The organism is Pseudomonas sp. AC229 (genome assembly GCF_979254655.1).
This window is the reverse complement of the sequence record NZ_CEEDHK010000011.1, coordinates 78,221-99,414: the sequence shown is the minus strand read 5'-3', so window position 1 is coordinate 99,414 and position 21,194 is coordinate 78,221. Positions and strand designations below refer to the sequence as shown.

Here is a 21,194-nt window from a genome sequence, read left to right as displayed (position 1 = left end):
TGCACAGGACGGATACGTGAGCGAAGCAACCTCCCCGAAAGATGACACTCAACCTGCGCTTACTGCGCCCACTTCTCCCCGCACCGAACCGGTTGCCCCGCCGCCTGCAAAAGGACGGGGCACGGGGCTGGCAGCCCTGGCGCTGTTGATCGGCGCTGCGGGTATAGCGGCCGGCGGCTGGAGCGTCTGGCAGGTTCGAATGCTGCAAAGCCATGATCGGGAGCAGCTGTCCCAACTCGAACAGGCTCGCAGCCAAACCCAATTGTTATCGCAACGTGAGCAGGGCCTGACCGACCGCGTGGCAGCGCTGCCCGACCCTCAAGAACTCGAAAGTCGCCGCCGTTTGTTGGCCCAGTTGCAAGGCGATCAACAGCAGCTCAGTCAGCGCGTCGAAAGCGTGTTGGGCGCGAGCCGCCAGGATTGGCGTCTGGCCGAAGCTGAGCACTTGCTGCGTTTGGCCGCGTTGCGCCTCTCGGCATTGCAGGATGTGGGGAGCGCCGCCGTACTGGTACAGGGCGCCGACGAGATTCTGCGAGACCAGGACGACTCCGCTTCCTATGCCGCTCGCGAACAGTTGGCCAAGGCCTTGGTGGCGTTGCGCGGCATTACGGCGCTGGATCGCACCGGCCTGTTCTTGCAACTGGGCGCCATGCGCGAGCAAGCGGCGGAGCTTAATTCGCTGGTGCCGGCGTTCACCAGCAAAGGCGAGCAATTCAATTTTGCCGCCGAAGGCGACGGCCAAGGCTGGTGGTCGGAGTGGCTGGAAAAACTGTCGCGCTACATCCGCATCGACTTCCACGCCGACCAGAATGTACGGCCATTGTTGGCCGGACAGAGCCTGACCCAAGTTCGCCTCGCCTTGACCCTCGCCCTGGAACAAGCGCAATGGGCCGCCTTGAATGGCAAACCTGAGGTTTATCGCCAAGCCATGACCCAGGCGCGCAACGTGCTCGACAGCTACTTCAATGCGCAGAATCCCGACAGCCAGGCGCTGCTGGCGCGCATCGACGAGCTCATCGGTCAGCCAGTGGCGGTGCAGATGCCGGACCTCACACCGGCCACCGACGCCGTGCGCGCCTACGTGCAGAAGCGTCAGAACGCGAGCCAGAAACTGCAAGAAGAGCGGCAGTCCCAGAGCGATCAACCCGCAGCTGATAACGAGCTGGAGGAAGTCAGCCCATGAGACGTGCGCTGCTGATTCTGCTGTTGCTGGTCGCGACGGCCGTGTTGATTGGCTTGGCCGTGGTTGAAGACCCCGGCTACGTGCTGATCGCCTACAAAAACTTCCGCTACGAGTCCAGCTTGTGGGCTGCGGTTGCGCTGATCGCCGTGGTGTGGCTGGCGGTTTACCTGATTCGCTTGCTGCTGAGTTTGGTGTTTGTGTCGGGCGGCGTGGTCAATCCATGGTCGCGGCGCAACCGCAAACGCCGCGTGCAACTGGCCAGCGAACAGGGGCTGCTCGACCTCGCCGAAGGGCGCTGGGCACGCGCGGTGCGGCACCTGCAACGCGCGGCCGAGGGCGAGCAACAACCGCTGATTTATTACCTCGGTGCGGCGCGTGCCGCGAACGAATTGGGCGACTACGAACAGAGCGATGGCTTCTTGGAAAAGGCCTTGGAGCGCCAACCCCACGCCGAGCTGGCGATTGCGTTGGCCCATGCCGAGTTGCAGCAAGCGCGCGGGCAAGCTGAAGCCGCATTGGAAACGCTGCAGGTCATGCGCGACCGCCACCCCCACCATCGCCAGGTGCTCAAGCATCTTCAACAGGTGCATCAGCAGCGCGGCGATTGGCCTGCGGTGATTGCCCTGTTGCCGGACCTGCGCAAAGACAAGGTGCTGGGCGATGCCGAACTCAGCGCCCTCGAACAACAAGCCTGGAGCGCCCGCTTGGCCAGCGCTGCCACCGACGGTTTGAACAATGGCGAAATCGCGCTGCAGCCCCTGACGCAGGCGTGGCAGCACCTCTCCAAAGCGCAGCGCAGTGAACCGCAGTTGGTGGCCGTGTACGCCGAGCAGTTGCGTGTGCTGGGTGCGCCGGAGGAAGCCGAAGAGGTTCTACGTGCGGCCATCACACGTCAATACGACAGTCGCCTGGTGGAGCTTTACGGGCAGGTCCGCGGTCGCGATGCCGCCAAGCAAGTGCAAACTGCTGAGGGCTGGTTGAAGACTTATCCGACCGACCCTGTGCTACTGCTCTGCCTGGGGCGTCTGTGTTTGCACAACAACCTGTGGGGCAAGGCTCGCGAGTACTTTGAAAGCAGCCTGAGCTTCGCCCGTACGCCGCAAACGTGCGCAGAATTGGCGCGCCTGTTGGCGCAGCAAGGTGAGTTGCAACGCAGCAACGAGCTGTACGAAGAAGGCATGCAGTTGCTGGATCGGCGGGTGACTGCGCCTCTTGTTCCAGCGACTACTGGCGTCTGAAGCCGCGACAATGGGTCCGCGTATAAAAGCGCCTGAGGCGTAGGGCGCCGTGACGTAACTGACGCGGCGCCCTGCCACCGGACGTGCGGTGCCGGCAGGGCGATGGTTGCACTGCGGCGCCGGCTTGTATCGGCGAGGCGCTTTCCACTAACGTACCGCCTTTCCTCGCCTCCTCCGGAGTTGTCATGTCGCTGGCTAGCCCGCGTTCGCTGTTCTTCCTCGCCTTTCTTGCCTGCGTCGCCATGATGGGCGGCGCGTTGTATCTGGAACATGTCGTGGGCCTGGAGCCCTGTCCCCTGTGCATCGTGCAGCGCCTGTGCGTGATGGCGTTCGGCGCCTTTGCGTTGCTGGCCGCCTTGCACAACCCCGGCCGTGGCGGGCGTCGGGTATATGCCTCGCTGACCTTCTTGTCCGCAGCGGCCGGCGCCGCCGCTGCCTGCCGGCAGATCTGGATCCAGAACACACCGCCCGATCCCATGGCGTCGTGCATGCCCAGCAACTTTGACTACATGCTGCAAAACCTGCCGTTTCAGGAGTTCGTCTCCCGCGTGCTTCACGGCACCGCCGATTGCGCCGAAGTGACCTGGACACTGTTCGGCATGAGCCTCGCCGAATGGTGCCTGCTGGCCTTTGTCGGCATGGTGATCTTCTCGGCGTATCAGTTCCTGCGCCGCGCCTGACCCCACCCTTCTCAGCGGCTCAAGGCCGCTGTGTTCCCGGCCTGTGCGATTGCTCAGGCCAAGCCGCATGCGGCATTGCGATCAAACGGGCGTATGAAACTTTCTCCTGTGGCGCCTTGTAGGGCGTAGCGGGCGGGCATAATCTGGCCAGCACAAAGCGTCGGTTAAATGCCGTTGTAAAGCGCCGAATGACAAAAAACCGTCTCGGAGCAGACGTAGAAACAGCATTGAATCAAGGGGAGTGAGTCATCATGCTCGAGAGCTGTCAGAACGCCCAAGAACGCTGGGGTGGGGTGCATCTACTAATCGACCGCTGGCTGCAAGAACGCCACGAATTGGTCCGTAGTTTTGATGTATTGCACGACGAAGCCGCTTCGAAGGAAGCCAACGAACAGGCCCTGCAACGGTTTTGTGAAGTGTTGGTAGATTACGTGTCGGCTGGTCACTTCGAGGTTTACGAACAACTCACCAATGAAGCCAAGGCCTTTGGTGACGATCGCGGGCTGGAGTTGGCCAAACAGATTTATCCACGCATTGAAGCCATTACCGAAGTGGCGCTGGCCTTCAATGATCGTTGCGACAAAGGTGACTGCAGCGACGCCGCTCTGGTGGCCGCTGAGTTGAAGCGTTTAGGGCAATTGCTTCACGAGCGCTTCGAGCTTGAAGACTGTTTGATCGAAGTGCTGCACAACGCGCATCAACAACAGGCGGCGCCAGTCGTCTAAGCCGTTGTTGAGTGGTTAACGGGGCCGTCGCTTAGTCGGCGGCCTCAAGCAATTCCAGTTCAAATACCAAGGGCGAGTAGGGCGCAATCAAATCGCCGGCCCCTTCGGCGCCATAGGCCTGGGCAGACGGAATCACCAAACGCCACTTGCTGCCCACCGGCATTTCCCGCAGCGCAATTCGCCACCCGGTTATCACGCTGTCGAGCTTGAACCACACTGGCTGCGCACTCTCGTCAAACACGCTGCCATCGGCAAAACGCCCCACGTACTTCACTCGCACGCGACCGTTTGCATTTGGCACAGGTCCCTGGCCGCGATGCAGTTCGTTGTACAGCACGCCGCCGGGCAATTCGCGTACCCCATTCTTGGCCTTTTCATTGACCATGAAGCGCGTTTCCGCCTGCCGCGCTTTTTGATCATCGACAGGAGCTTCGGCGAGTTGGGTTTCGTGCTCGGCCAGTAGCTGTTCCATGCGCTTGGCATCGAGCTGCAACGGCTCGCCGCGATAGGACTGGCGCAGCCCGTCAAGCAAGGCTTGCAGCTGCAAATCGGGCACTTCTTCGCGCAGACGCTGACCCAGTTTTACGCCCAGGCTATAAGCCAGGTCGTGCTGGTTTTCCTGCGCCTCTGTGGCGCTGACTGCGAGCGGTGCGAGCAGGAAAAACAGCGGTAAAAGATAACGCGACATTGGCGTTCTCCGAGCGACGAGTGCGGCGATTATGCCAGCACTCATCGCGGAACTGGCGAGCGGCGAAACGGCCGGCTAGTATGGGCCGCACCAACGTTCGCCAGGAGGCGCGTCATGTCGGCCAATAAGAAATCGGTAACCACTCCTTTGCATCTGCTGCAGCAGCTTTCTCAAAGCCTGCTGGATCATCTCGAAAGTGCTTGCTCCCAAGCTTTGGTCGACGCTGAAAAGCTGCTCGCCAAACTGGAAAAACAGCGCGGCAAAGCCCAGGAAAAACTGCACGACGCGCGCAGCTTGCTGCAAGCCGCGACCACCGCAGGCAAGAACAAAGCACAGAACAAAGCCAAGCAAGCCGTCGCCGAACTGGAGACGTTGCTCGACACCCTTAAAGCCAGCCAGGCCGAAACGCGTAACTACATCGTGCAGCTCAAGCGCGATGCCCAGGAAAGCCTGAAATTGGCCCAAGGCGTTGGCAAGGTGAAAGAGTCCGTTGCCAAAGCACTGAGTGCCCGCAGCGCGGCGCCCAAACCCGTTCCCGCCAAACCAACTGCCAAAGCTCCCGTGGCAAAAGCGGCGGCCAAGCCGGCTGCTAAACCCGCTGCCAAAGCGCCGGTAAAAGCCGCCGCCAAGCCCGCCACCAAAGCACCCGCTAAACCAGCTGCCAAAGCACCGGCCAAACCCGTTGCGAAAAAAGCGCCCGTGAAAGCTGCCGCGAAACCGGCTGCGAAGACCGCGTCCACCACAGCCAAACCAGCCGCCAAAGCACCGGTAAAAGCCGCGTCGACCGCAGCCAAACCTGCCGCCAAAGCACCGGTGAAAGCCGCCGCCAAACCGGCTGCTAAGCCAGCAGCAAAACCTGCTGCTAAAGCACCCGCCAAGGCAGCCGCCAAACCAGCGTCGAAGGCCGCCGCCAAGCCTGCCGCAGCTAAACCAGCAGCCAAACCGGCCGTTGCCGCTAAGCCTGCAGCTGCCAAGGTCGCCGCCAAACCGGCTGCTAAACCTGCGGTAAAAGCGGCGGCCAAAGCCGTTGCTAAACCTGCTGCGAAGCCCGCTGCCAAGGCACCAGCAAAACCTGCTGCCAAACCTGCTGCCAAGCCGGTCGCAGCCAAGCCAGCGGCACCGGTAAAACCGGCCGCGGCGCCTGCGCCAGTGGCTGCTCCGGCAGCACCCGCTGCCGCAACACCTACTACCAACGGTAGCGGCGTGCCGAGCTTGTCCTAAGTGTGACTGGCCGCGACGCGCAGCAATGCCAGCGCGTCGCGGTCATGCTGGCCGGCCACGGCAGTCAGCCAATCGTCCTCTGTTTCCCCTGTTGGCCATTCGCTCGCTAATTGCTGCAAGCGTTCGAGCAGCTCACGCTCACTCTGCAATTCCAACGTTTTAATGTGCTCGCGCAGGTCGGCGACGGCATGATCGTGGGCGGCTGTTTCGCGCCAGCGTTGCCGTAGGTGGCGCAGTGGCGTGATTACGGTTTGCTGCCAGGGCGTGGCTAGATCCGTTAACGCCTGAATACGTAATGGTGTGCAGGCGACGCGGCGTCGATCCAGCCATGCGGCGCACAACACCAGGCACACATCGGCACCTTGCGCTTGCAAACGCAGGCACGCGGTTTCGACGCCAGCGACGGCGTACAAGGTATTGGCAAAACTCCACAGGTCAGAGGGCATGGTCTTTCCAGGCGATGTGCGAACGAAGCTGGTAGACTCCGCCGCCATTATGATTCGACTACAAAACCTCACTTTACAGCGTGGCCCTCAGCGTTTGTTAGAAGACGCCGAGCTGACGCTGCACGCCGGCCATAAAGCCGGTTTAATCGGTGCCAACGGCGCCGGCAAATCCAGCCTGTTTGCGTTGCTGCGCGGCGAGTTGACGCCCGATTCCGGCGACTGCTTTCTGCCTGCCGATTGGCGCATCGCGCACATGCGCCAAGAGGTCGATACCCTTGAGCGCATCGCCGTGGACTATGTGCTTGATGGCGATGTGCGCTTGCGCCAAGTACAAACCGACCTGGCCGCTGCCGAAACCTCGCACGACGGCGCTGCGCAGGCGCGCCTGCACGCCGAGCTGGACGCTGCCGACGGCTACACCGCCGATGCCCGCGCGCGCAAATTGCTCGCAGGCCTAGGCTTTAGCAATGAGCAGATGGACCGCCCGGTCGGCAGTTTTTCCGGCGGCTGGCGGATGCGCCTGAACCTCGCCCAGGCGCTGATGTGTCCCTCCGATTTGCTTTTGCTCGACGAGCCCACCAACCACTTGGACCTCGACGCCATTCTCTGGCTTGAAGAGTGGCTGAAGAGTTACCCCGGCACGCTGCTGCTGATTTCCCACGACCGCGATTTCCTCGACGCTGTGGTCGATCACGTTGCCCATGTCGATCAGCGCAAACTTGTGCTGTATCGCGGCGGCTATACCGCGTTCGAACGTGCCCGGGCTGAGCGGTTGGCCCAGCAGCAACAGGCGTATGAGAAACAGCAGGCGCAGCGCGCGCACATGGAAAAGTACATCGCCCGCTTTAAAGCACAGGCGACCAAAGCGCGTCAGGCCCAAAGTCGGATCAAGGCGTTGGAGCGTATGGAGGAGCTGTCGGCTGCCCATGTCGACTCGCCGTTTGACTTCACCTTCCGTGAAGCCGACAAGATTTCCAGCCCGCTCCTTAACCTGTCTGATGGCCGCCTGGGCTACGGCGATAAGGTGGTGTTGGAGAAAGTAAAACTCGGCCTGGTGCCGGGCGCGCGAATCGGTTTGCTGGGGCCAAACGGTGCGGGCAAATCCACCTTGATTAAAGCTCTGGTCGGCGAATTGCCGGTAATTGGCGGGCGCCTGGTTCGTGGCGAGAACTTGGTGGTTGGCTACTTCGCTCAGCACCAACTGGACTCGCTGGATAACAAAGCCAGCCCGCTGTTGCACCTGCAACGCCTGGCGCCGACTGAGCGTGAGCAAACGCTGCGCGATTTCCTCGGCGGCTTCGACTTCCGTGGCCCGCGCTGCGACGAACCGGTGGTGAATTTCTCCGGCGGCGAGAAAGCACGCTTGGCCTTGGCGCTGATCGCCTGGGAAAAGCCTAACCTGCTGCTACTCGACGAACCCACTAACCACCTCGATCTGGAAATGCGCCTGGCCTTGACCATGGCCTTGCAAGAGTTCGAGGGCGCCGTGGTGGTGGTGTCTCACGATCGCCACTTGCTCAAGAGCACCACCGATGAATTCCTGCTGGTCGCCGAAGGGCGCATTCAGGAGTTCGATGGCGATCTAGAAGATTACGCGCGTTGGCTCGTCGACTACCGTGCGCGCCAGGCGCCCGTCAGCAGCAGCGCGCCGGCCGGTGACAAGACCGACAAGCGCGCCCAACGCCAAGCCGCTGCTGCGTTGCGTCAGCAACTGGCGCCGCACAAGCGTGAAGCAGAAAAGCTGGAAAAAGAGCTGGGGCTGCTGCACGAAAAGCTCGCTAAGGTTCAAGAGCGACTCGGTGATGCGGCGATTTATGAAACATCGCGTAAAGACGAATTGCGCGATCTTCTTGCCGAACAAGCCAAAATGAAGGTCCGTGAAGGCGAGCTGGAAGAGGCTTGGATGCTGGCGCTGGAACACCTGGAAAGCCTCGAGCAACAACTGGCCCAAGTCGACTGAAAGCAAAGAACCTGACGGACCACCACTTACCCCTTTTGAGGCAACACTATGGAATGGCTAATGAGTCCAGAGATCTGGGTCGCGTTTCTGACCTTGACCGCTTTGGAAATCGTCCTTGGCATCGACAACATCATCTTCATCTCGATTTTGGTCAGCCGACTGCCGATCGAGCAACAACCCAAAGCACGCTTCTTCGGCCTAGCCCTGGCCATGGGCACCCGAATTCTGTTGCTGCTGTCGATCACCTGGGTGATGCGCCTGACCACGGATCTGTTCACCGTGTTCGAGCAAGGCATTTCCGGGCGTGACCTGATTCTGTTCTTTGGTGGCCTGTTCCTGCTGTTCAAAAGCACCGCCGAGATTTATCACGGCCTTGAAGGCGCTGAAGAAGAGGCCAAAGCCGGCGGCAAGGTGTACGGCTTTATGGGGATCATCACGCAGATCGCCATCATCGACATCATCTTCTCCCTCGACTCGGTAATCACCGCCGTCGGCCTGGTGCAACATGTACCAGTGATGATCGCGGCCATCGTGATTTCCGTGGGCGTGATGATGCTGGCAGCCAGCACCATCAGCGAATACATCGACAAGCACCCGTCGTTGAAAATGCTGGCGCTGTCGTTCTTGATCGTCGTCGGCACCGTGTTGATCGCCGAAGCCTTCGAAGTGCATGTGCCAAAAGGCTACGTCTACTTCGCCATGGCGTTCTCGCTGGCAGTGGAAGCCATCAACATCAAAATGCGCACCGCCCGGGCTCGGGCGGCGAGCAAGAATGTTGACGCTGTGCAACTGCGCAAAAATAGCCCGGACGCCTAAGCGGCGCTGTGCTCCTCAACTGTGTGGTGACTGTGCTAGTCAGTCGCCACACAGCGCGTTACCGTAAGCGCCCCCCTATCGTTGAGGTTCGCAGCCATGTTGCTCGAAACCTGGTTGGCGTTTTTCGTGGCCTGTTGGTTAATCAGTCTTTCCCCTGGCGCAGGCGCAATCGCCTCGATGTCGGCCGGCCTGCAATATGGGTTTTGGCGCGGCTACTGGAACGCGTTGGGCTTGCAACTTGGCTTGGCCCTGCAAATTGCGATTGTCGCGGCGGGCGTGGGCGCAATCTTGTCGGCTTCGGAATTAGCCTTCAGCCTGATCAAATGGTTTGGCGTGATTTACCTGGTGTACTTGGGAATCAAGCAGTGGCGGGCGCTGCCAAGCGATCTGGCTGATGAGGCGGCAGTGCGTCCGTCTGGTCGTCCGCTGACATTGGTGCTTCGCGGTTTCCTGGTGAACGTCAGCAATCCCAAAGCCGTGGTGTTCATGTTGGCGGTGCTGCCGCAATTCATCGACCCGAAAGCGCCGCAGCTGATGCAATACCTGACCATGGGCTCGACCATGATTACCGTCGACCTGATTGTGATGGCCGGCTACACCGGCTTGGCCTCTCGTGTGCTGCGCTTGCTGCGCACGCCGCGTCAGCAACGGGTGATGAACCGCACCTTTGGCGCGCTGTTCATTGGCGCGGCCGGTTTGCTGGCCAGCGTCCGCCGAGCGGTGAGTTAAGCCTGCCTTTACTTTTCGGGGCGCGTTCCAAGCGGATCGCGCCCTTTTCCCTTCTACGTTTGCGAATTCCGCCGATTCCTAATCGCCGCGATTACGAAAAGCTTTGTTACAAGGCTTGAGTGAGAACGATAGGAAGGTAACAATGTCAGCCATTCTTATTTGGGATGGAATCATGTTTACCTCTTCCCGCGTGTTGTTGTGCCTCCTCTCGCTGTTGTCTGTTTTGAGCCTGAACGCATTCGCTGACCCGGTGGAAGGAACCGCCCAAGCCATACATTTGCTGGATTACATCAGCGCCGACTATGCCGATTCGGTGAATGCCGGTCAGGTCATCAACGCCGACGGCTACCAAAAACAACTTGATGCTTTGACCACGCTGCAAGGCTTGATCGTCGCCCTGCCGGCGCGCCCGCAGCGCGGTGACATTGAGCAGGGCGCACAAGCCCTGCACGACGCCATGGCCAAGCAGCAAGAACCCGCCACGGTCAGTCGTCAGGCGCGTCAGCTCAGCGCCCAGGTGGCAGCGGCTTACGAAGTTAGCCAGGCACCGGTAATCACGCCGGACCCAACCCGCGGCGCACCCATTTACGCGCAGCAATGTGCGGTCTGCCACGGTGATGCCGGGCTGGGTGATGGCCCGGCCGGCATCGGCCTGGAACCGGCGCCGTCAAACCTGACGGATGCCAAACGCCTCGGCCGCCTCAGCCTGTACGACCTCTACAGCGCCACCACCCTGGGCATCGAAGGCACCGACATGCCGGCCTTTGCCGACCAATTGGATGAGCGTCAGCGTTGGGACCTGGCGGTGTACATCGCCAGCTTCAGCGCGGCGAAAACAGCCCCGGCTGCCGACGGCGCGAAAGAAAAAACCTTCGACCTCGCCGAACTGGCTCGACAGACCCCCGACGAGATCGCCGCCAGCCAAGGCGAACCGGCGGCTGCGTTGTTCCGCAGTCAACGCGCACAGCCTCCGGTGGTGCAACGCGGTCCGCAGCAACTGCTCGACTACACCAGCGTCACCCTGGACAAGAGTCTCGCTGCGTATGGCGCCGGTGATCACGACCAGGCTTACGACCTGTCAGTGGCTGCCTATTTGGAAGGTTTCGAGCTGGTAGAAAGCTCGCTCGACAACGTCGACGCGCAAGTGCGAAAAGACACCGAAAAAGCGCTCATGGCCTATCGGCAATCGCTGCAAGACGGCCTTCCACTGCCCCAGGCTGCGCAGAAGCTCGAGTTCGCCAAAACGAAACTGCAGGAGTCGGCCAAGCTGTTGGGCAGCGATGGCTTGAGCCAGTCGCTGAGCTTTATCTCGGCACTCCTGATTCTGCTGCGCGAAGGCCTGGAAGCGATTCTGGTGCTGGCCGCCATCCTCGCCTTCCTGCGCAACACCGGCCAGCAATCTGCCGAGCGTAGCGTGCACATTGGTTGGGGCCTGGCGATGTTGGCCGGCGTGTTCACCTGGGCGGCGGCGGCTTATTTGTTCGACGTCAGCGGCGCACAGCGTGAACTGCTCGAAGGCTGCACGGCGTTGTTCGCCGCCGTGATGGTGTTGTGGCTGGGCGTGTGGATGCACGACCGTCGTCACGCCGCTGCCTGGCAGGATTACATCAAGAGCAGCCTGGTTGGCGGCGGCGGGCGTTTCGGCTTTGCGATCCTGGCGTTCTTCTCGGTGTACCGCGAGCTGTTCGAAGTCATCCTGTTTTACGAAACCCTCTGGCTGCAGGCCGGTCCAGCCGGCCACACGGCGGTGTTGGCCGGTGGCGCCACGGCGTGTGTGCTGCTGGTCGGCCTGGCCTGGGTGATTTTGCGCGGTTCCGCGCGTCTGCCACTGGGCGTGTTCTTCGGCATCAACGCCGCGTTGCTCTGCGCGCTGTCGGTGGTGTTCGCTGGCCACGGCGTGAAAGCGCTACAAGAGGCCGGCGTGTTCGGCACGCACCCGGTTCCATTTATCGAATTCGAGTGGCTGGGTATTCATGCCGATCTTTACTCGTTGTCGGCGCAGGCGATTGCCCTTGTCGCCATCGCCTTGCTCTATGGCCGCAGTTTCGTCACGGCGCGCCAGCGTGAGCAGGCGGCTAGCGCCAGCTAAACGCAGCGGTTAGGCGAACGGGCGAGCAGTGTCACACTGCTCGCCCGTTTTCGTTTTCGAATGACAGGAGTGTTGTATGCGCGTGTGGATCGATGCCGATGCGTGTCCCAAAGCGGCGAAAGATCAGGTGGTCAAGTTCGCCTTGAAACGCCAGTTCGAGGTGCTGCTGGTCGCAGGCCAAAGCCAGACCAAACCTGCGTTTGCCTGCGTGCGGCTGATCGTGGTGCCCAGCGGCCCGGATGCCGCCGACGACTACCTGGTCGAACACGCGGCGCCTGGTGATCTGGTTATTTGCAGCGACGTACCACTGGCCGACCGGCTGGTAAAAAAGGGCGTGGCGGCCCTCGACCCCAGAGGCCGCGAGTTCGACGCCGGGAATATGGGCGAGCGCTTGGCCGTACGAAACTTGTTCACTGACCTGCGTGAGCAGGGCCAGGTTGGCGGCGGGCAGGGGCCTTACGGCGAGCGCGAAAAGCAGGCATTTGCCAACAGCCTGGACCGCATTCTCACGCGCCTGAGTCGTCAGGCGCTGAGCTGAGGCGAGGCTTGCGGCGGCGTAAGCCAAAGCTGCAGCGCCTCCAGCGACAGGGGTCGGCTGAACAGATAGCCCTGAATCAGATCGCAGTCGTTGGCGCGCAGAAAGTCCAACTGCTCCTCGGTCTCCACGCCCTCAGCGACTACTTTCAACTGGAGCTTGTGGGCCATGGCGATAATCGCTGCGGTAATCGCCATATCGTTCGGTTGTGCCGGAATTTCACGGATAAACGAGCGATCCACTTTCAAACTGTTAACCGGCAACTTGCGCAGGTAGGCCAGCGAGGAATAGCCGCTGCCAAAGTCGTCGATGGAAATTTTCACCCCGAGCCGGCGGATTTCTTCGAGGATTTCAACCGCCGTATTGAGGTTGTTCATCAGCGCATTCTCGGTCACCTCCATCACCAAGCCGGAGGAATCCAGTTCGGTGCGCGCCAGAATGTGCCCGATGGCGGCAGGGAGCGCCCGGTTCGACAGGTTCAGGGCGGAGCAGTTGAACGCCACGCGCAACTCGGGGAAGCCGGCCTTGCGCAGCGCCATCAGATCGCGGCAAGCGCGTTCGGCCACCCACAAATCCAGTTCGACGATAAAACCATGCTGCTCGGCCAGCGGCGCGAACACCTCCGGGCTGACGGCGCCGCGCTCCGGGTGATTCCAGCGCGCCAGTGCTTCAAGGCTCATCACCTGCCCGGTCTCGCTGGAGACGATGGGCTGATAGTGAACGTGAAGCCCGTCTTCGTTGAGCGCGCGACGCAAGTCCTGCTCCAGCGTCAGGTCCATATGGGCGCGGCGCTCCAGATCCGGACTAAACCGCAGGCTGCGATTGCGCCCGTTCTGCTTGCAATAGCCCACGGCCAGGCCGGCGTGTTTGAACAGGGCGTCGTAGTCGGCGCTGTCCTGCGGGAACAGGCTCAGGCCAATGCTGGCGGTTTGGGTAATCTGGCCGCAGGCCAGGCTGAACGGCGTTTGCAGTTGGTCGACGATGCGGCTGGCTAACTGTTCAGCCTGGTAGCCGTGCTCAACGCGGGCGAGCACGCAAAACTCGTCACCAGAAAAACGCGCCAGTACATCCTCGCCACCCAACGCGGAGCGAATGCGCTGGGCAACCAGTTGCAGCAAATGGTCGCCGGTAGCGTGGCCGAGGCTGTCGTTGATGCGTTTGAAATTATCCAGATCAATAAACAGCAGCGCCCAACGCTGCTGTGGCTCTACGGCGCCCAATGCACGGTTGGCCAACTGGGTGAACGCACGGCCATTGAACAGGTTGGTCAGCGGGTCGTACTGCGTAACGGCGTTCAGTTCCTGCGCCACCTGGCGCAACTTGGCGTGTTGTTCGCGCAGGCGCTGGTCGGCCCAACTGGCACCGATGCCGGCGACGATGATCATCAGCGCAATCAGGCCAATTGACACAGCCAGAACCGTTTGCTCGCCGGTTTCCGCCACGGGGCGCAGCACGTGGGCATACAGGTCTGACGGCACGGCCAGGGTCATGGCGGCCATGCCGGTGAAATGCATTGAGGCAATCGCGCCGCCCATCACCAGACTGGCCAGGATGCGCAGCCAGTGTGCGCGCTCGCCAGTCTTGCCGCGAAAATAGAACGCCAGCACTAAGGCTGCGAGCGAAGCGCCGATGGCGATCAGTATCGACACGGCAAACAGTGTGGGGTCGTAGTACAGCGTGGCGGCAGACTCAATAGCGGCCATGCCGCTGTAATGCATGGTGGCAATGCCAACACCCGCCGTGACGGCGGCGGCCACGTATTGCCACGGCGCCAGCCGTTTGCGGCTGATCACCCACATGACCGCATACGACACGGCAACAGCAATGAGCAGCGAGAGCAGGGTGATATAGAAGTTGTAGCCGATGTGCAGCGGCGCGCTGAAGGACAACATGGCGATAAAGTGCATCGACCAGATACCGCCGCCCAGAGCGAAGGCGCCAATCCAGCGCCACAGTTCGCGTCCGCCCATGGTGCGGCTGCTGCTGACCCGATTGGCCATAGCCAGGGCAGTGAAACCGGCGGCGCTGGCGACCAGATAGGCCAATAACACCAGGCTGGGATCGTGTCGGCAGTCGAGGAGGACCGTCTGGTTGGCCGGCATGTCCGCGAGGAAGTGCAGCAAGGGCATCACAAGCTCCAACCAAGATTAGGCGGCACGGCCATCAATAGTGGCGCATTGCCATTTTTTGGCATCTTAAAGGGCGGCACGAGTGGACGCCACGCTTTTGGTCGGTTCGGGCAGGGCGCACGTAAACCCTGTTCGACCCAGCTAACCGCATAGGTAAGTACCGGTACCCACCGCCACCAGCGTGCCATCGTCGGCATGCAGTTCCGAGCGTACCACCGCGACTTTATTGCCGGAGCGCAGGAGCACGGCTTTGGCGACGAAGTGCTCACCGCGTCCCGGCCGCAGATAGTCCACGCGTAAATCGATGGTGCCGAGCTTGGACAACCGCTCCATACGCTCGGCAGTGCCCAGGTTCTGATGCCGCTCAAACGCGCCGATCAAGGCCATGGCGCCACCGGTAACATCGAGCAGGGCCGAGATGACACCACCATGAAGAATGCCGTGAACAAAGTTGCCTACCAGCGCCGGCTGCATCGGTAACGACATCAACACCTGCTCGGTCGAGAGATCGTCGATACGTATCCCCAACATTTGATTAAACGGAATGCGCTCAAAGAAGCTATGCACGGCTTGCTTGAGTTCCGGGGTGAGTTCGAATGTCGAGTCGGGCATGGCGTATTCGCTCTTAGGGGTGTGGCTTAGCGTGCCGCAAGCAGCGGGCATCCGCTATCGCCGTGGTGGGGCCGTTTTGGCCATTACTTCCAGCATTCCTGCGGTGTCGCATTACCCGTCGAACCGGTGACTCCAGCGCCATTGAGCAGCAGCGAGGCGCAGGCGGTGTCTGCCTGCTGCGCGCCAGTCGGTTCGGCCCGCAGCAGGTAGCCGCCGTCGCCCGGCTCGACGATTAAGCGGTACAGGCCATTGGCGCTCAGCACAACGTCGCCGTCGGTGTGGGGCAATTGCAGTTCGCGCAGCGACGCCACCGTGGTGACGTACAGCTGGTTTTGCGCGTAATAGCGGGCCTGTCGAGCAGCCGTGTCGACCAGCAGAGCCTGCGCCTCGGTGCGATTAGTGCGCAGCACGTATTGGCGGTACTGCGGCATTGCGAAGGCATACAGCAGGCCCATGATGGTCAGCACCACCATCAGCTCCAATAAGCTAAAGCCGGCGAAACGTCGCGCGAGGGTTGGTTCACGGTGTGACATCGGTGATCACCCTCCAGCTTTGCCGCCCGTTCGCACGAGGGCCGAGAGAAATCGATGCACAGCCGTTATTACCCAGCACACACGGCGCGCCTGTCGTAGGGTCGACGACGATGTGCACGTTTTCGTCAACGTTGATGCCAGAGGGCAGGTCACCCTCTCGTGTGTCTTGCTCGTCTACCCGGCCATCGTGATTGAAATCAAACACGGGGAACAGCGCGCCGCTACCGGTGCCTGAGCTGATCGCGTAAAGACGGCGCTCGACGTCGCGCTGGCAGGGGGCAATGGACGGGATGCGGGTGCGCACAAACAGCAACTCGCCGTGTTTCTCTGGCGGATCAGTCAGGCGCTCGCTGCCGGCCCCTGCGGTGCCCGGTTGCAGGTCGATATACCAACCGCGTTTGTCGCCAGTCGCAGCGCCAGGAAGCTGCCAGCTCACCGCATGGTTGGTTAAACGCAGCGGTGGGCTGATCTGCTGTTGCTGTAGCGACTCGAAACGGACGACGTCGGCAGCCCCGGTTTTTTCACCTCGGGTTTGGCGGTCCCAAACGGCATACAGGCTGTGCTGATCGACATCTGGATTCAGGTGGTTTTGCCCTGTGCCAAACAGGATCAAGTAGCCCTGCTCTGAAGGGTGACTGACCACTGACGGCGCCATGGTGATTGGCGGCGCAGCCGAGGCGCTCGTACGAGTCGGTGCGCTGAATAGCGGGGTGCCGGCGAACGCCAGGCGGAAATTGTCGGGGCTGACGGTGTGTGGCGGCGCAGGCTTGTCCAGCCCGCCCACGCTTGTATCGAATAAGTCGAAACGCCACAGGTTGCCGAGGTTATCTCCGGCGTACGCGTAATCAGCGTTGCCATCGCCATTGGTGTCGACCACTCGCGGCATTGCCAGACCCGGCGCTGGTCGGGGTGTGACGATTCGGCGAATAAGCGCTCCAGTGCGAATGTCGAGCAGCAGCAGGGCAGCCGTATCGGTTGGCACGTCGATCCCGTTGCCTAGAACGACGGCCCACTGTCCGGTATGCAGGCGGGCGATGGTCGGTGCGGTTAACACATGGCCCAGGTGCGGGTCGTTACTGGCGGTGTATTCCCACAGGTGAACAGGCAGGTCCGGTTCGCTGACATCCAGCGCCAGCAACCCGCGTCCACCCGCGCCAAAGCTAACGAGCAGAACGGTGTGCCAGGCGCCGTCGTAATAAACGTCTTGGCTAAGTAATGGGCCGTCAATGAAGTAGCGGTGCGGATCACCGTGTTGCATGCCGTAGGTGACCGTCATCAGTGTCACGAGCTTGGGCAATAGCGCCGAGGGCACAACGCTCCAGCGTTCTTCGCCCGTCGCGGCATCGAATGCGTGCAACCGGCCGTCATTCGCGCCCACATACACTTGAGCTCGACGCGGCTTGGTCTTAAACGCGGCGTATGCGCCGGGCGATCCGTCATAGGTGTCCATGACCTTGGCTATACGATCAGGCGAGCCGACCACCAGCGGGACTGAATTAATGATGTCGCCAAGTACGGGTAACCCTGGCCGTAGCAGCGCGCAACCGTCCAGACCCTCGCATGACTCACCGCTCAGCAACGCTACGCGGGCGGCGCCGTATCCGTCGGGTTCGCCATCGGCGCCAAGATTTAGCAACGCGCGTTCTTGCTCGTTGAGCGCTGACCAGCGAAAGTCTTTAAGTGCAGATTGCCCATGGCTGCCGGCGAGTAGCAGGCGGCGCGGCCGGGGCATGTGTTCGCTGGCGCGCCACAGTGTCGTGGTTGGTGTCGCCGTGGCGAGCCGCTCTTTGCTCAGCTCGCCCGACCAGCTCAGCGGGTTGAAGTGCGTCCAGTAGCGCACGCTGGGTACGAGCGAGGTCACCATGCTGGTGGGCGTGGGCGGCCGGGTACACAACCGGTTCTGGAAATAGTCGTCACCGTTGCCCAAGGTTTTGGGTGCAAACAGACAGCTGAGCCCGGCAAGCACCCAGGCGGTAAACCGCAGATGAAAAGCGCTCATGGTCGGCCGTCCAGAAAGGTGCGCGCCACGACGGAACGCAAACAAATGGCCGCAACCGCGCAGTTGTTATGAAGGGGCAAGTCGGGCGATACCAAATGCGCAAAAAACGCCTGGCTGCTGACTTCGTAGAAATACGTGCCGCCGGCCTTGGCGGCGTCGCCATACGAAGCATCGGCCGACTGCTGGCTAGCCGAAGGAATTTGCCGGATATACCAACGCGCGGTGGCCCCGGTGCGTGTTGGGCCTAGCGCCGCCTGATAGGAAGTGGCGGCTGAAAAATCTACGCCGTTATGACTGGCAATTCCTTGCAAGCATGGTTGCGTGCCGCACGTTTGCAGGGGGCCGGGTGCCTGGTTAATGTGGCGCTCGGCTTCACGCAGCCCGGCTTCGGCGGCGTTGAGCAAGCGTTGCTGCTCCAGGTCGCGGGTGAGGGTGCGTGTTTCCATGGCGATATCGTGAACGCCGGACACCGCTAACGTCGTCACCACCACCATTAAAATCAGCGTTATCAACAGAACGCTGCCTCGCTCGTGGGTGGGGTTCATGGCAGTACATTCCTTAAGGTGGCGGTGCCTTTCACCACTTGGTAAAGCCGCAATGTGGGCGCTGCGGGGAAGTCCTTTTCGTACCAATAGCGCCAGGCCAGAGCGTTGCTGGCTGCCGTGCCACCGGGCACTGCTGCGCTTATAAGCGCCGCGTAGCGAATGCTGCGAACCAAGTCGGCGGGCGCAGGCGTGGCGGTGTAGGCCAGAACGTCGAGCGCGCCGGCTGCTGCTACACCGAAGTCAAAACGAGCATCGGTGATGCCTTCGATCAGCGTGGCGGTGCCGTCTTTGCTGGTGCACATCAGTTGCTGGGTGGCATTGATGGACAGTTTCTCGACATACGCTTCGACCGGTTCGGCATACGGAATGGCCAGGCTCGCCGTGTTGGCTGGCCGGCTATTACCCAGGCAATCGAGTTCCTGCCGGTCGCTGGGTTGATAGCGGATGCACAGGGTTTTGGCGTTTACCGAAACGACCACCTGGCCGGCGGCGAATACGCAGCCTGGCACGCCGGAACCGGCTTCATCGAGTGCCGGAAAAGCCGCCTCCATGGCCTGCTCCGGCCGACGCTTGAACCCGGTTCTGGCCAGTTGCCTGTCCAGCCACTGCATGGTGAAACGGGCATTGTTCTGGTTGTCGGCCTGGGCCCGTTGAAAGAGGTAGCTAAGTTTGTTGTCGATAACGACCTGAGCGGAGGTGAGCATCAAAAAAGAGCCGATAGCCAGGGCCACCAGCAGCTCAACCAGGGACAGTCCACGCTGCATTGTTCTCATGCTGCGCACTCCTACAATTGGCTGCGGATGCGGTGGTGGCAGTACGTTTCGGCGCCCAAACATTCACCGTGCGAGCCTTTCCACGCCACTTGCACTTCGACGACCGAGCCGCTCGCGGCGCATGTGCCGGGCGTCGGGGCGCGGCATACATGTGAGGTGCCGTTGGGCAAATCGGCGGAACTGGGCAAGAGTGTGGCCACTTCGTTTAGCCAACATGCTAATTGCGCGGCCGGTTGGGCCGGCGTTGGCCGGCACGCTGAGGCGTTCCCCGGCTGCTGTAGGCCCGCTTGCAAGTAGCGGGACCAGTGGTCAGGGGTGGCGCGCACCAGTTCCAGCATGTCGTTGGCCAGCATGGCCGCCGTGGTGCGCTTTACGGTCTCGGTGGTGTAGGCAATCGCTCGGCCCTGCAGGGCGGCCATGCCAAGCATGCCGATGCCGATCAGTAAGGCGGTTATCAGCACTTCGACCAGGCTGAAGCCTGATGCGTTAAACGCGGAACGTGCGCAGAGGGGAGGTGTTGCGTTGCGAGTGGCTGTTGAAACCTTCCATGGACTGTTCATCGTGGCGCTCCCTGTGCCAGTGGTAATCGAGGTGTAGCTCCTTGCTGCGCCGATGCTGGTCAGCTCCGGCGGGCGTCTCGATTGTTTACCAATGGCTGAGCGGAAATGCCGGCTGGTTGCATTTCCTCCGTAGGAAGCCTCTTAGCGATTGCTCAGGTCTTGGGCAGCCAAGGTGCATTCAGCGGCACAGCGCGCCGTCGTTCTGACCCGCTTCCAAACCGCTGTTATGGCGCACGCGACCCTGACGGTTGATGACCAGTTGCCAGACCACTGTGTCGTCGCCACCGCATAGGATGAAGCGCCCGTTGCTGGCTGCGGTGGTGCCGTTGGCCTGATACAGAATGGTTTGGCTGGAGGCGCCCGTTCCGGCCCAGCGGAGGCGGCCGCCGCCTTTTGTGGGCTCGGCTTGGCGGGTGTAGGCCAGCGTGGAGCCGGTCGCTACGTCGCGAATCAACCAGCCTTGGTTCCAGGCGTGATCGCATTGCTGGCCAGTGCTGGACCCGCACAGTTCAACGCGGCGCATCAGGCTGATGGCTTCGCTTCGCGTGGTCTTCAGGTGGCTTTGCAGGCTGTGGCGTAGATTGTCGTGGCGGTTGTTCTGCACGTATTGATTGAGGTTGGGCACGGCCATGCTGCTGACGATTGCCACCAGGCAAAGAATGATCAGCAGCTCGGTCAGGGAAAAACCACGGGCGTGGAAAGGTTGCATAGCGAAACGTCCTTGTTTCAGGGGGCCGTCCTGGCCGTTTAGAGAGATGGGTGCAAGGTAGTGCCGCCGTCAGGCCTCGCTGTTGCTGAGTTCAAGCACACGGTCTACGAGCTTATTGATGCCCGATGCGGCCTCGCTTATGGATTGCGCACGCATGTAGGCGGGGGTGGTGACGAGCTTGTATTGCGGGTCTTCGACGATGTCATCGACGGCGCATTCTTCATGCTGAGCGCCCATGGTGGTGAGTGCGGCGGCGGTGTCGGCATCGTTGCCAATAGTGCAGACCACGCCGGGGCCGAAGATTTTCGCGGCCATCGCCGGTGCAATACAGATCAGCCCGACCGGTTTGTTCGCGGCGGCGAAGGCTTGCGCCAGGGCCAGCACGTCGGGCTGCACGGTTAGTTGTGCACCGTTGACGGCGTAGTCGCTAAGATTTTTCGCCGCGCCGAAGCCGCCGGGGACGATCAGCGCATCGAACTCATCGGCACTCGCTTCGCGTACGTCTTTGATCTCACCGCGCACGATGCGGGCGGCTTCCACCAGCACGTTGCGTGTTTCCGGCATTTCGTCGCCGGTCAGGTGGTTGATGACGTGATGTTGGGTGATGTTGGGGGCGAAGCATTGGACGTCGACGCCGCGCTGGTCCAACCGCAGCAGGGTAATCACGCTTTCGTAGATTTCCGCGCCGTCGTAGACGCCGCAGCCAGAAAGAATTACAGCGACTTTTTTGTGCATGGCGATTCCCCTTCCTCGATGGGTGGGCCGAGCATGCGGCCCTTAGCCCGTGGCGCAGCGGCCGGTTCCGGGCGCCTGTTGATGTCTGGCGCCCTCGACCTGCCGTCGCTGCCCGGCTGGTAAAAGTTTGGACCGCAGTTTGCCGGAAACGGCGTTATGAAATTGTCATTTTTGCCGAGCGCCAACCGGTTTCAGAGGCGTCTGTCGTCAAATGCCGCTCGTGTTGTCACCCGACGTTACGAGGTACTACGAGCCTCGGCGCTAGCATCACCCCCGGGTCGCGTAAGTG

General features: G+C 61.4%; 21 protein-coding genes. 10 read left to right on the top strand and 11 right to left on the bottom strand.

Translation table 11 applies throughout. From position 1 onward, the window contains the following. Positions 1-16: 16 nt before the first annotated feature. The 4 genes from AC0IW7_RS16225 (at position 17) to rsd (ending at position 3,826) form a co-directional block, all read left to right on the top strand. Positions 17-1,183 carry a uroporphyrinogen-III C-methyltransferase gene (locus AC0IW7_RS16225; RefSeq protein WP_471819384.1) on the top strand — a complete coding sequence of 389 codons (1,167 nt, stop codon included), beginning with the start codon at positions 17-19 and terminating at the stop codon, positions 1,181-1,183. Beyond that, positions 1,180-2,421 carry a heme biosynthesis HemY N-terminal domain-containing protein gene (locus tag AC0IW7_RS16220; protein WP_471819382.1) on the top strand — a complete coding sequence of 414 codons (1,242 nt, stop codon included), beginning with the start codon at positions 1,180-1,182 and terminating at the stop codon, positions 2,419-2,421. Before AC0IW7_RS16225 ends, AC0IW7_RS16220 begins: the two co-directional genes overlap by 4 nt. Before the next feature lie 185 nt (positions 2,422-2,606). Next, complete coding sequence (locus AC0IW7_RS16215; RefSeq protein ID WP_122497483.1) at positions 2,607-3,101, top strand: disulfide bond formation protein B; 495 nt, start codon at positions 2,607-2,609, stop codon at positions 3,099-3,101. A gap of 251 nt (positions 3,102-3,352) precedes the next feature. Next, on the top strand, positions 3,353-3,826 hold the full coding sequence (rsd, locus tag AC0IW7_RS16210) for a sigma D regulator (protein WP_471819381.1): 474 nt from the start codon (positions 3,353-3,355) through the stop codon (positions 3,824-3,826). A gap of 31 nt (positions 3,827-3,857) precedes the next feature. On the opposite strand, the gene AC0IW7_RS16205 is transcribed toward rsd, so the two are convergent. Next, positions 3,858-4,514 carry an FKBP-type peptidyl-prolyl cis-trans isomerase gene (locus AC0IW7_RS16205; protein WP_471819379.1) on the bottom strand — a complete coding sequence of 219 codons (657 nt, stop codon included), beginning with the start codon at positions 4,512-4,514 and terminating at the stop codon, positions 3,858-3,860. A gap of 114 nt (positions 4,515-4,628) precedes the next feature. On the opposite strand from AC0IW7_RS16205, the gene AC0IW7_RS16200 reads away from it, so the two are divergent. After that, positions 4,629-5,735, top strand: coding sequence for an AlgP family protein (locus AC0IW7_RS16200; RefSeq protein WP_471819377.1), 1,107 nt, complete (start codon positions 4,629-4,631; stop codon positions 5,733-5,735). Here AC0IW7_RS16200 and AC0IW7_RS16195 read toward each other — a convergent pair. Continuing rightward, positions 5,732-6,181 carry a TIGR02444 family protein gene (locus AC0IW7_RS16195; protein WP_471819375.1) on the bottom strand — a complete coding sequence of 150 codons (450 nt, stop codon included), beginning with the start codon at positions 6,179-6,181 and terminating at the stop codon, positions 5,732-5,734. The genes AC0IW7_RS16200 and AC0IW7_RS16195 overlap by 4 nt on opposite strands. A 49-nt stretch (positions 6,182-6,230) precedes the next feature. Here AC0IW7_RS16195 and AC0IW7_RS16190 point away from each other — a divergent pair, with 49 nt between their 5' ends. From AC0IW7_RS16190 to AC0IW7_RS16170, 5 genes are all read left to right on the top strand, one after another. After that, positions 6,231-8,141 carry an ATP-binding cassette domain-containing protein gene (locus AC0IW7_RS16190; protein ID WP_471819373.1) on the top strand — a complete coding sequence of 637 codons (1,911 nt, stop codon included), beginning with the start codon at positions 6,231-6,233 and terminating at the stop codon, positions 8,139-8,141. A 48-nt stretch (positions 8,142-8,189) separates the two neighbouring features. Beyond that, positions 8,190-8,957, top strand: a complete 768-nt coding sequence (locus AC0IW7_RS16185) for a TerC family protein (RefSeq protein WP_122497473.1) — start codon at positions 8,190-8,192, stop codon at positions 8,955-8,957. 96 nt (positions 8,958-9,053) lie between these two features. Then, entirely contained in the window at positions 9,054-9,686 is a 633-nt protein-coding gene (gene rhtB / locus AC0IW7_RS16180) for a homoserine/homoserine lactone efflux protein (RefSeq protein WP_471819372.1), read from the top strand. Between the two features lie 172 nt (positions 9,687-9,858). Continuing rightward, entirely contained in the window at positions 9,859-11,775 is a 1,917-nt protein-coding gene (locus AC0IW7_RS16175) for an FTR1 family protein (protein WP_471819370.1), read from the top strand. Between the two features lie 76 nt (positions 11,776-11,851). Then, entirely contained in the window at positions 11,852-12,313 is a 462-nt protein-coding gene (locus tag AC0IW7_RS16170; RefSeq protein ID WP_471819368.1) for a YaiI/YqxD family protein, read from the top strand. Here AC0IW7_RS16170 and AC0IW7_RS16165 read toward each other — a convergent pair. From AC0IW7_RS16165 to elbB, 9 genes are all read right to left on the bottom strand, one after another. Next, positions 12,298-14,439: a putative bifunctional diguanylate cyclase/phosphodiesterase gene (locus AC0IW7_RS16165; protein WP_471819366.1), complete on the bottom strand. Its 2,142-nt coding sequence runs from the start codon at positions 14,437-14,439 to the stop codon at positions 12,298-12,300. The two genes, AC0IW7_RS16170 and AC0IW7_RS16165, sit on opposite strands and share 16 nt — an antisense overlap. Before the next feature lie 141 nt (positions 14,440-14,580). Beyond that, positions 14,581-15,051, bottom strand: coding sequence for a thioesterase family protein (locus tag AC0IW7_RS16160; RefSeq protein ID WP_471819544.1), 471 nt, complete (start codon positions 15,049-15,051; stop codon positions 14,581-14,583). A gap of 83 nt (positions 15,052-15,134) precedes the next feature. Beyond that, on the bottom strand, positions 15,135-15,584 hold the full coding sequence (locus tag AC0IW7_RS16155; protein ID WP_471819364.1) for a type IV pilin protein: 450 nt from the start codon (positions 15,582-15,584) through the stop codon (positions 15,135-15,137). Further along, positions 15,571-17,583 carry a pilus assembly protein gene (locus AC0IW7_RS16150; RefSeq protein WP_471819363.1) on the bottom strand — a complete coding sequence of 671 codons (2,013 nt, stop codon included), beginning with the start codon at positions 17,581-17,583 and terminating at the stop codon, positions 15,571-15,573. Before AC0IW7_RS16150 ends, AC0IW7_RS16155 begins: the two co-directional genes overlap by 14 nt. Continuing rightward, on the bottom strand, positions 17,580-18,128 hold the full coding sequence (locus AC0IW7_RS16145) for a pilus assembly PilX family protein (RefSeq protein ID WP_471819361.1): 549 nt from the start codon (positions 18,126-18,128) through the stop codon (positions 17,580-17,582). Before AC0IW7_RS16145 ends, AC0IW7_RS16150 begins: the two co-directional genes overlap by 4 nt. After that, the gene (locus tag AC0IW7_RS16140) at positions 18,125-18,901 is read right to left on the bottom strand and encodes a PilW family protein (protein ID WP_471819360.1); all 777 of its coding nucleotides are present in this window, start codon (positions 18,899-18,901) and stop codon (positions 18,125-18,127) included. Before AC0IW7_RS16140 ends, AC0IW7_RS16145 begins: the two co-directional genes overlap by 4 nt. Before the next feature lie 11 nt (positions 18,902-18,912). After that, complete coding sequence (pilV, locus tag AC0IW7_RS16135; protein WP_471819358.1) at positions 18,913-19,461, bottom strand: type IV pilus modification protein PilV; 549 nt, start codon at positions 19,459-19,461, stop codon at positions 18,913-18,915. 178 nt (positions 19,462-19,639) lie between these two features. Beyond that, a complete protein-coding gene (locus tag AC0IW7_RS16130; protein ID WP_471819356.1) occupies positions 19,640-20,170 on the bottom strand; it encodes a GspH/FimT family pseudopilin in 531 nt (176 codons plus the stop codon). A 69-nt stretch (positions 20,171-20,239) separates the two neighbouring features. Next, entirely contained in the window at positions 20,240-20,905 is a 666-nt protein-coding gene (gene elbB / locus AC0IW7_RS16125) for an isoprenoid biosynthesis glyoxalase ElbB (RefSeq protein ID WP_471819354.1), read from the bottom strand. Positions 20,906-21,194: the final 289 nt, after the last annotated feature.

What these genes read in the sequence shown, in the direction of transcription:
- AC0IW7_RS16220 (WP_471819382.1), top strand. Translation starts at nt 1,180, where the DNA reads ATGAGACGTGCGCTGCTGATTCTGCTGTTGCTGGTCGCGACGGCCGTG.
- AC0IW7_RS16215 (WP_122497483.1), top strand. Translation starts at nt 2,607, where the DNA reads ATGTCGCTGGCTAGCCCGCGTTCGCTGTTCTTCCTCGCCTTTCTTGCC.
- rsd (WP_471819381.1), top strand. Translation starts at nt 3,353, where the DNA reads ATGCTCGAGAGCTGTCAGAACGCCCAAGAACGCTGGGGTGGGGTGCAT.
- AC0IW7_RS16205 (WP_471819379.1), bottom strand. Translation starts at nt 4,514, where the DNA reads ATGTCGCGTTATCTTTTACCGCTGTTTTTCCTGCTCGCACCGCTCGCA.
- AC0IW7_RS16200 (WP_471819377.1), top strand. Translation starts at nt 4,629, where the DNA reads ATGTCGGCCAATAAGAAATCGGTAACCACTCCTTTGCATCTGCTGCAG.
- AC0IW7_RS16195 (WP_471819375.1), bottom strand. Translation starts at nt 6,181, where the DNA reads ATGCCCTCTGACCTGTGGAGTTTTGCCAATACCTTGTACGCCGTCGCT.
- AC0IW7_RS16190 (WP_471819373.1), top strand. Translation starts at nt 6,231, where the DNA reads ATGATTCGACTACAAAACCTCACTTTACAGCGTGGCCCTCAGCGTTTG.
- AC0IW7_RS16185 (WP_122497473.1), top strand. Translation starts at nt 8,190, where the DNA reads ATGGAATGGCTAATGAGTCCAGAGATCTGGGTCGCGTTTCTGACCTTG.
- rhtB (WP_471819372.1), top strand. Translation starts at nt 9,054, where the DNA reads ATGTTGCTCGAAACCTGGTTGGCGTTTTTCGTGGCCTGTTGGTTAATC.
- AC0IW7_RS16175 (WP_471819370.1), top strand. Translation starts at nt 9,859, where the DNA reads ATGTTTACCTCTTCCCGCGTGTTGTTGTGCCTCCTCTCGCTGTTGTCT.
- AC0IW7_RS16170 (WP_471819368.1), top strand. Translation starts at nt 11,852, where the DNA reads ATGCGCGTGTGGATCGATGCCGATGCGTGTCCCAAAGCGGCGAAAGAT.
- AC0IW7_RS16165 (WP_471819366.1), bottom strand. Translation starts at nt 14,439, where the DNA reads ATGCCCTTGCTGCACTTCCTCGCGGACATGCCGGCCAACCAGACGGTC.
- AC0IW7_RS16160 (WP_471819544.1), bottom strand. Translation starts at nt 15,051, where the DNA reads ATGCCCGACTCGACATTCGAACTCACCCCGGAACTCAAGCAAGCCGTG.
- AC0IW7_RS16155 (WP_471819364.1), bottom strand. Translation starts at nt 15,584, where the DNA reads ATGTCACACCGTGAACCAACCCTCGCGCGACGTTTCGCCGGCTTTAGC.
- AC0IW7_RS16150 (WP_471819363.1), bottom strand. Translation starts at nt 17,583, where the DNA reads ATGAGCGCTTTTCATCTGCGGTTTACCGCCTGGGTGCTTGCCGGGCTC.
- AC0IW7_RS16145 (WP_471819361.1), bottom strand. Translation starts at nt 18,128, where the DNA reads ATGAACCCCACCCACGAGCGAGGCAGCGTTCTGTTGATAACGCTGATT.
- AC0IW7_RS16140 (WP_471819360.1), bottom strand. Translation starts at nt 18,901, where the DNA reads ATGAGAACAATGCAGCGTGGACTGTCCCTGGTTGAGCTGCTGGTGGCC.
- pilV (WP_471819358.1), bottom strand. Translation starts at nt 19,461, where the DNA reads ATGAACAGTCCATGGAAGGTTTCAACAGCCACTCGCAACGCAACACCT.
- AC0IW7_RS16130 (WP_471819356.1), bottom strand. Translation starts at nt 20,170, where the DNA reads ATGCAACCTTTCCACGCCCGTGGTTTTTCCCTGACCGAGCTGCTGATC.
- elbB (WP_471819354.1), bottom strand. Translation starts at nt 20,905, where the DNA reads ATGCACAAAAAAGTCGCTGTAATTCTTTCTGGCTGCGGCGTCTACGAC.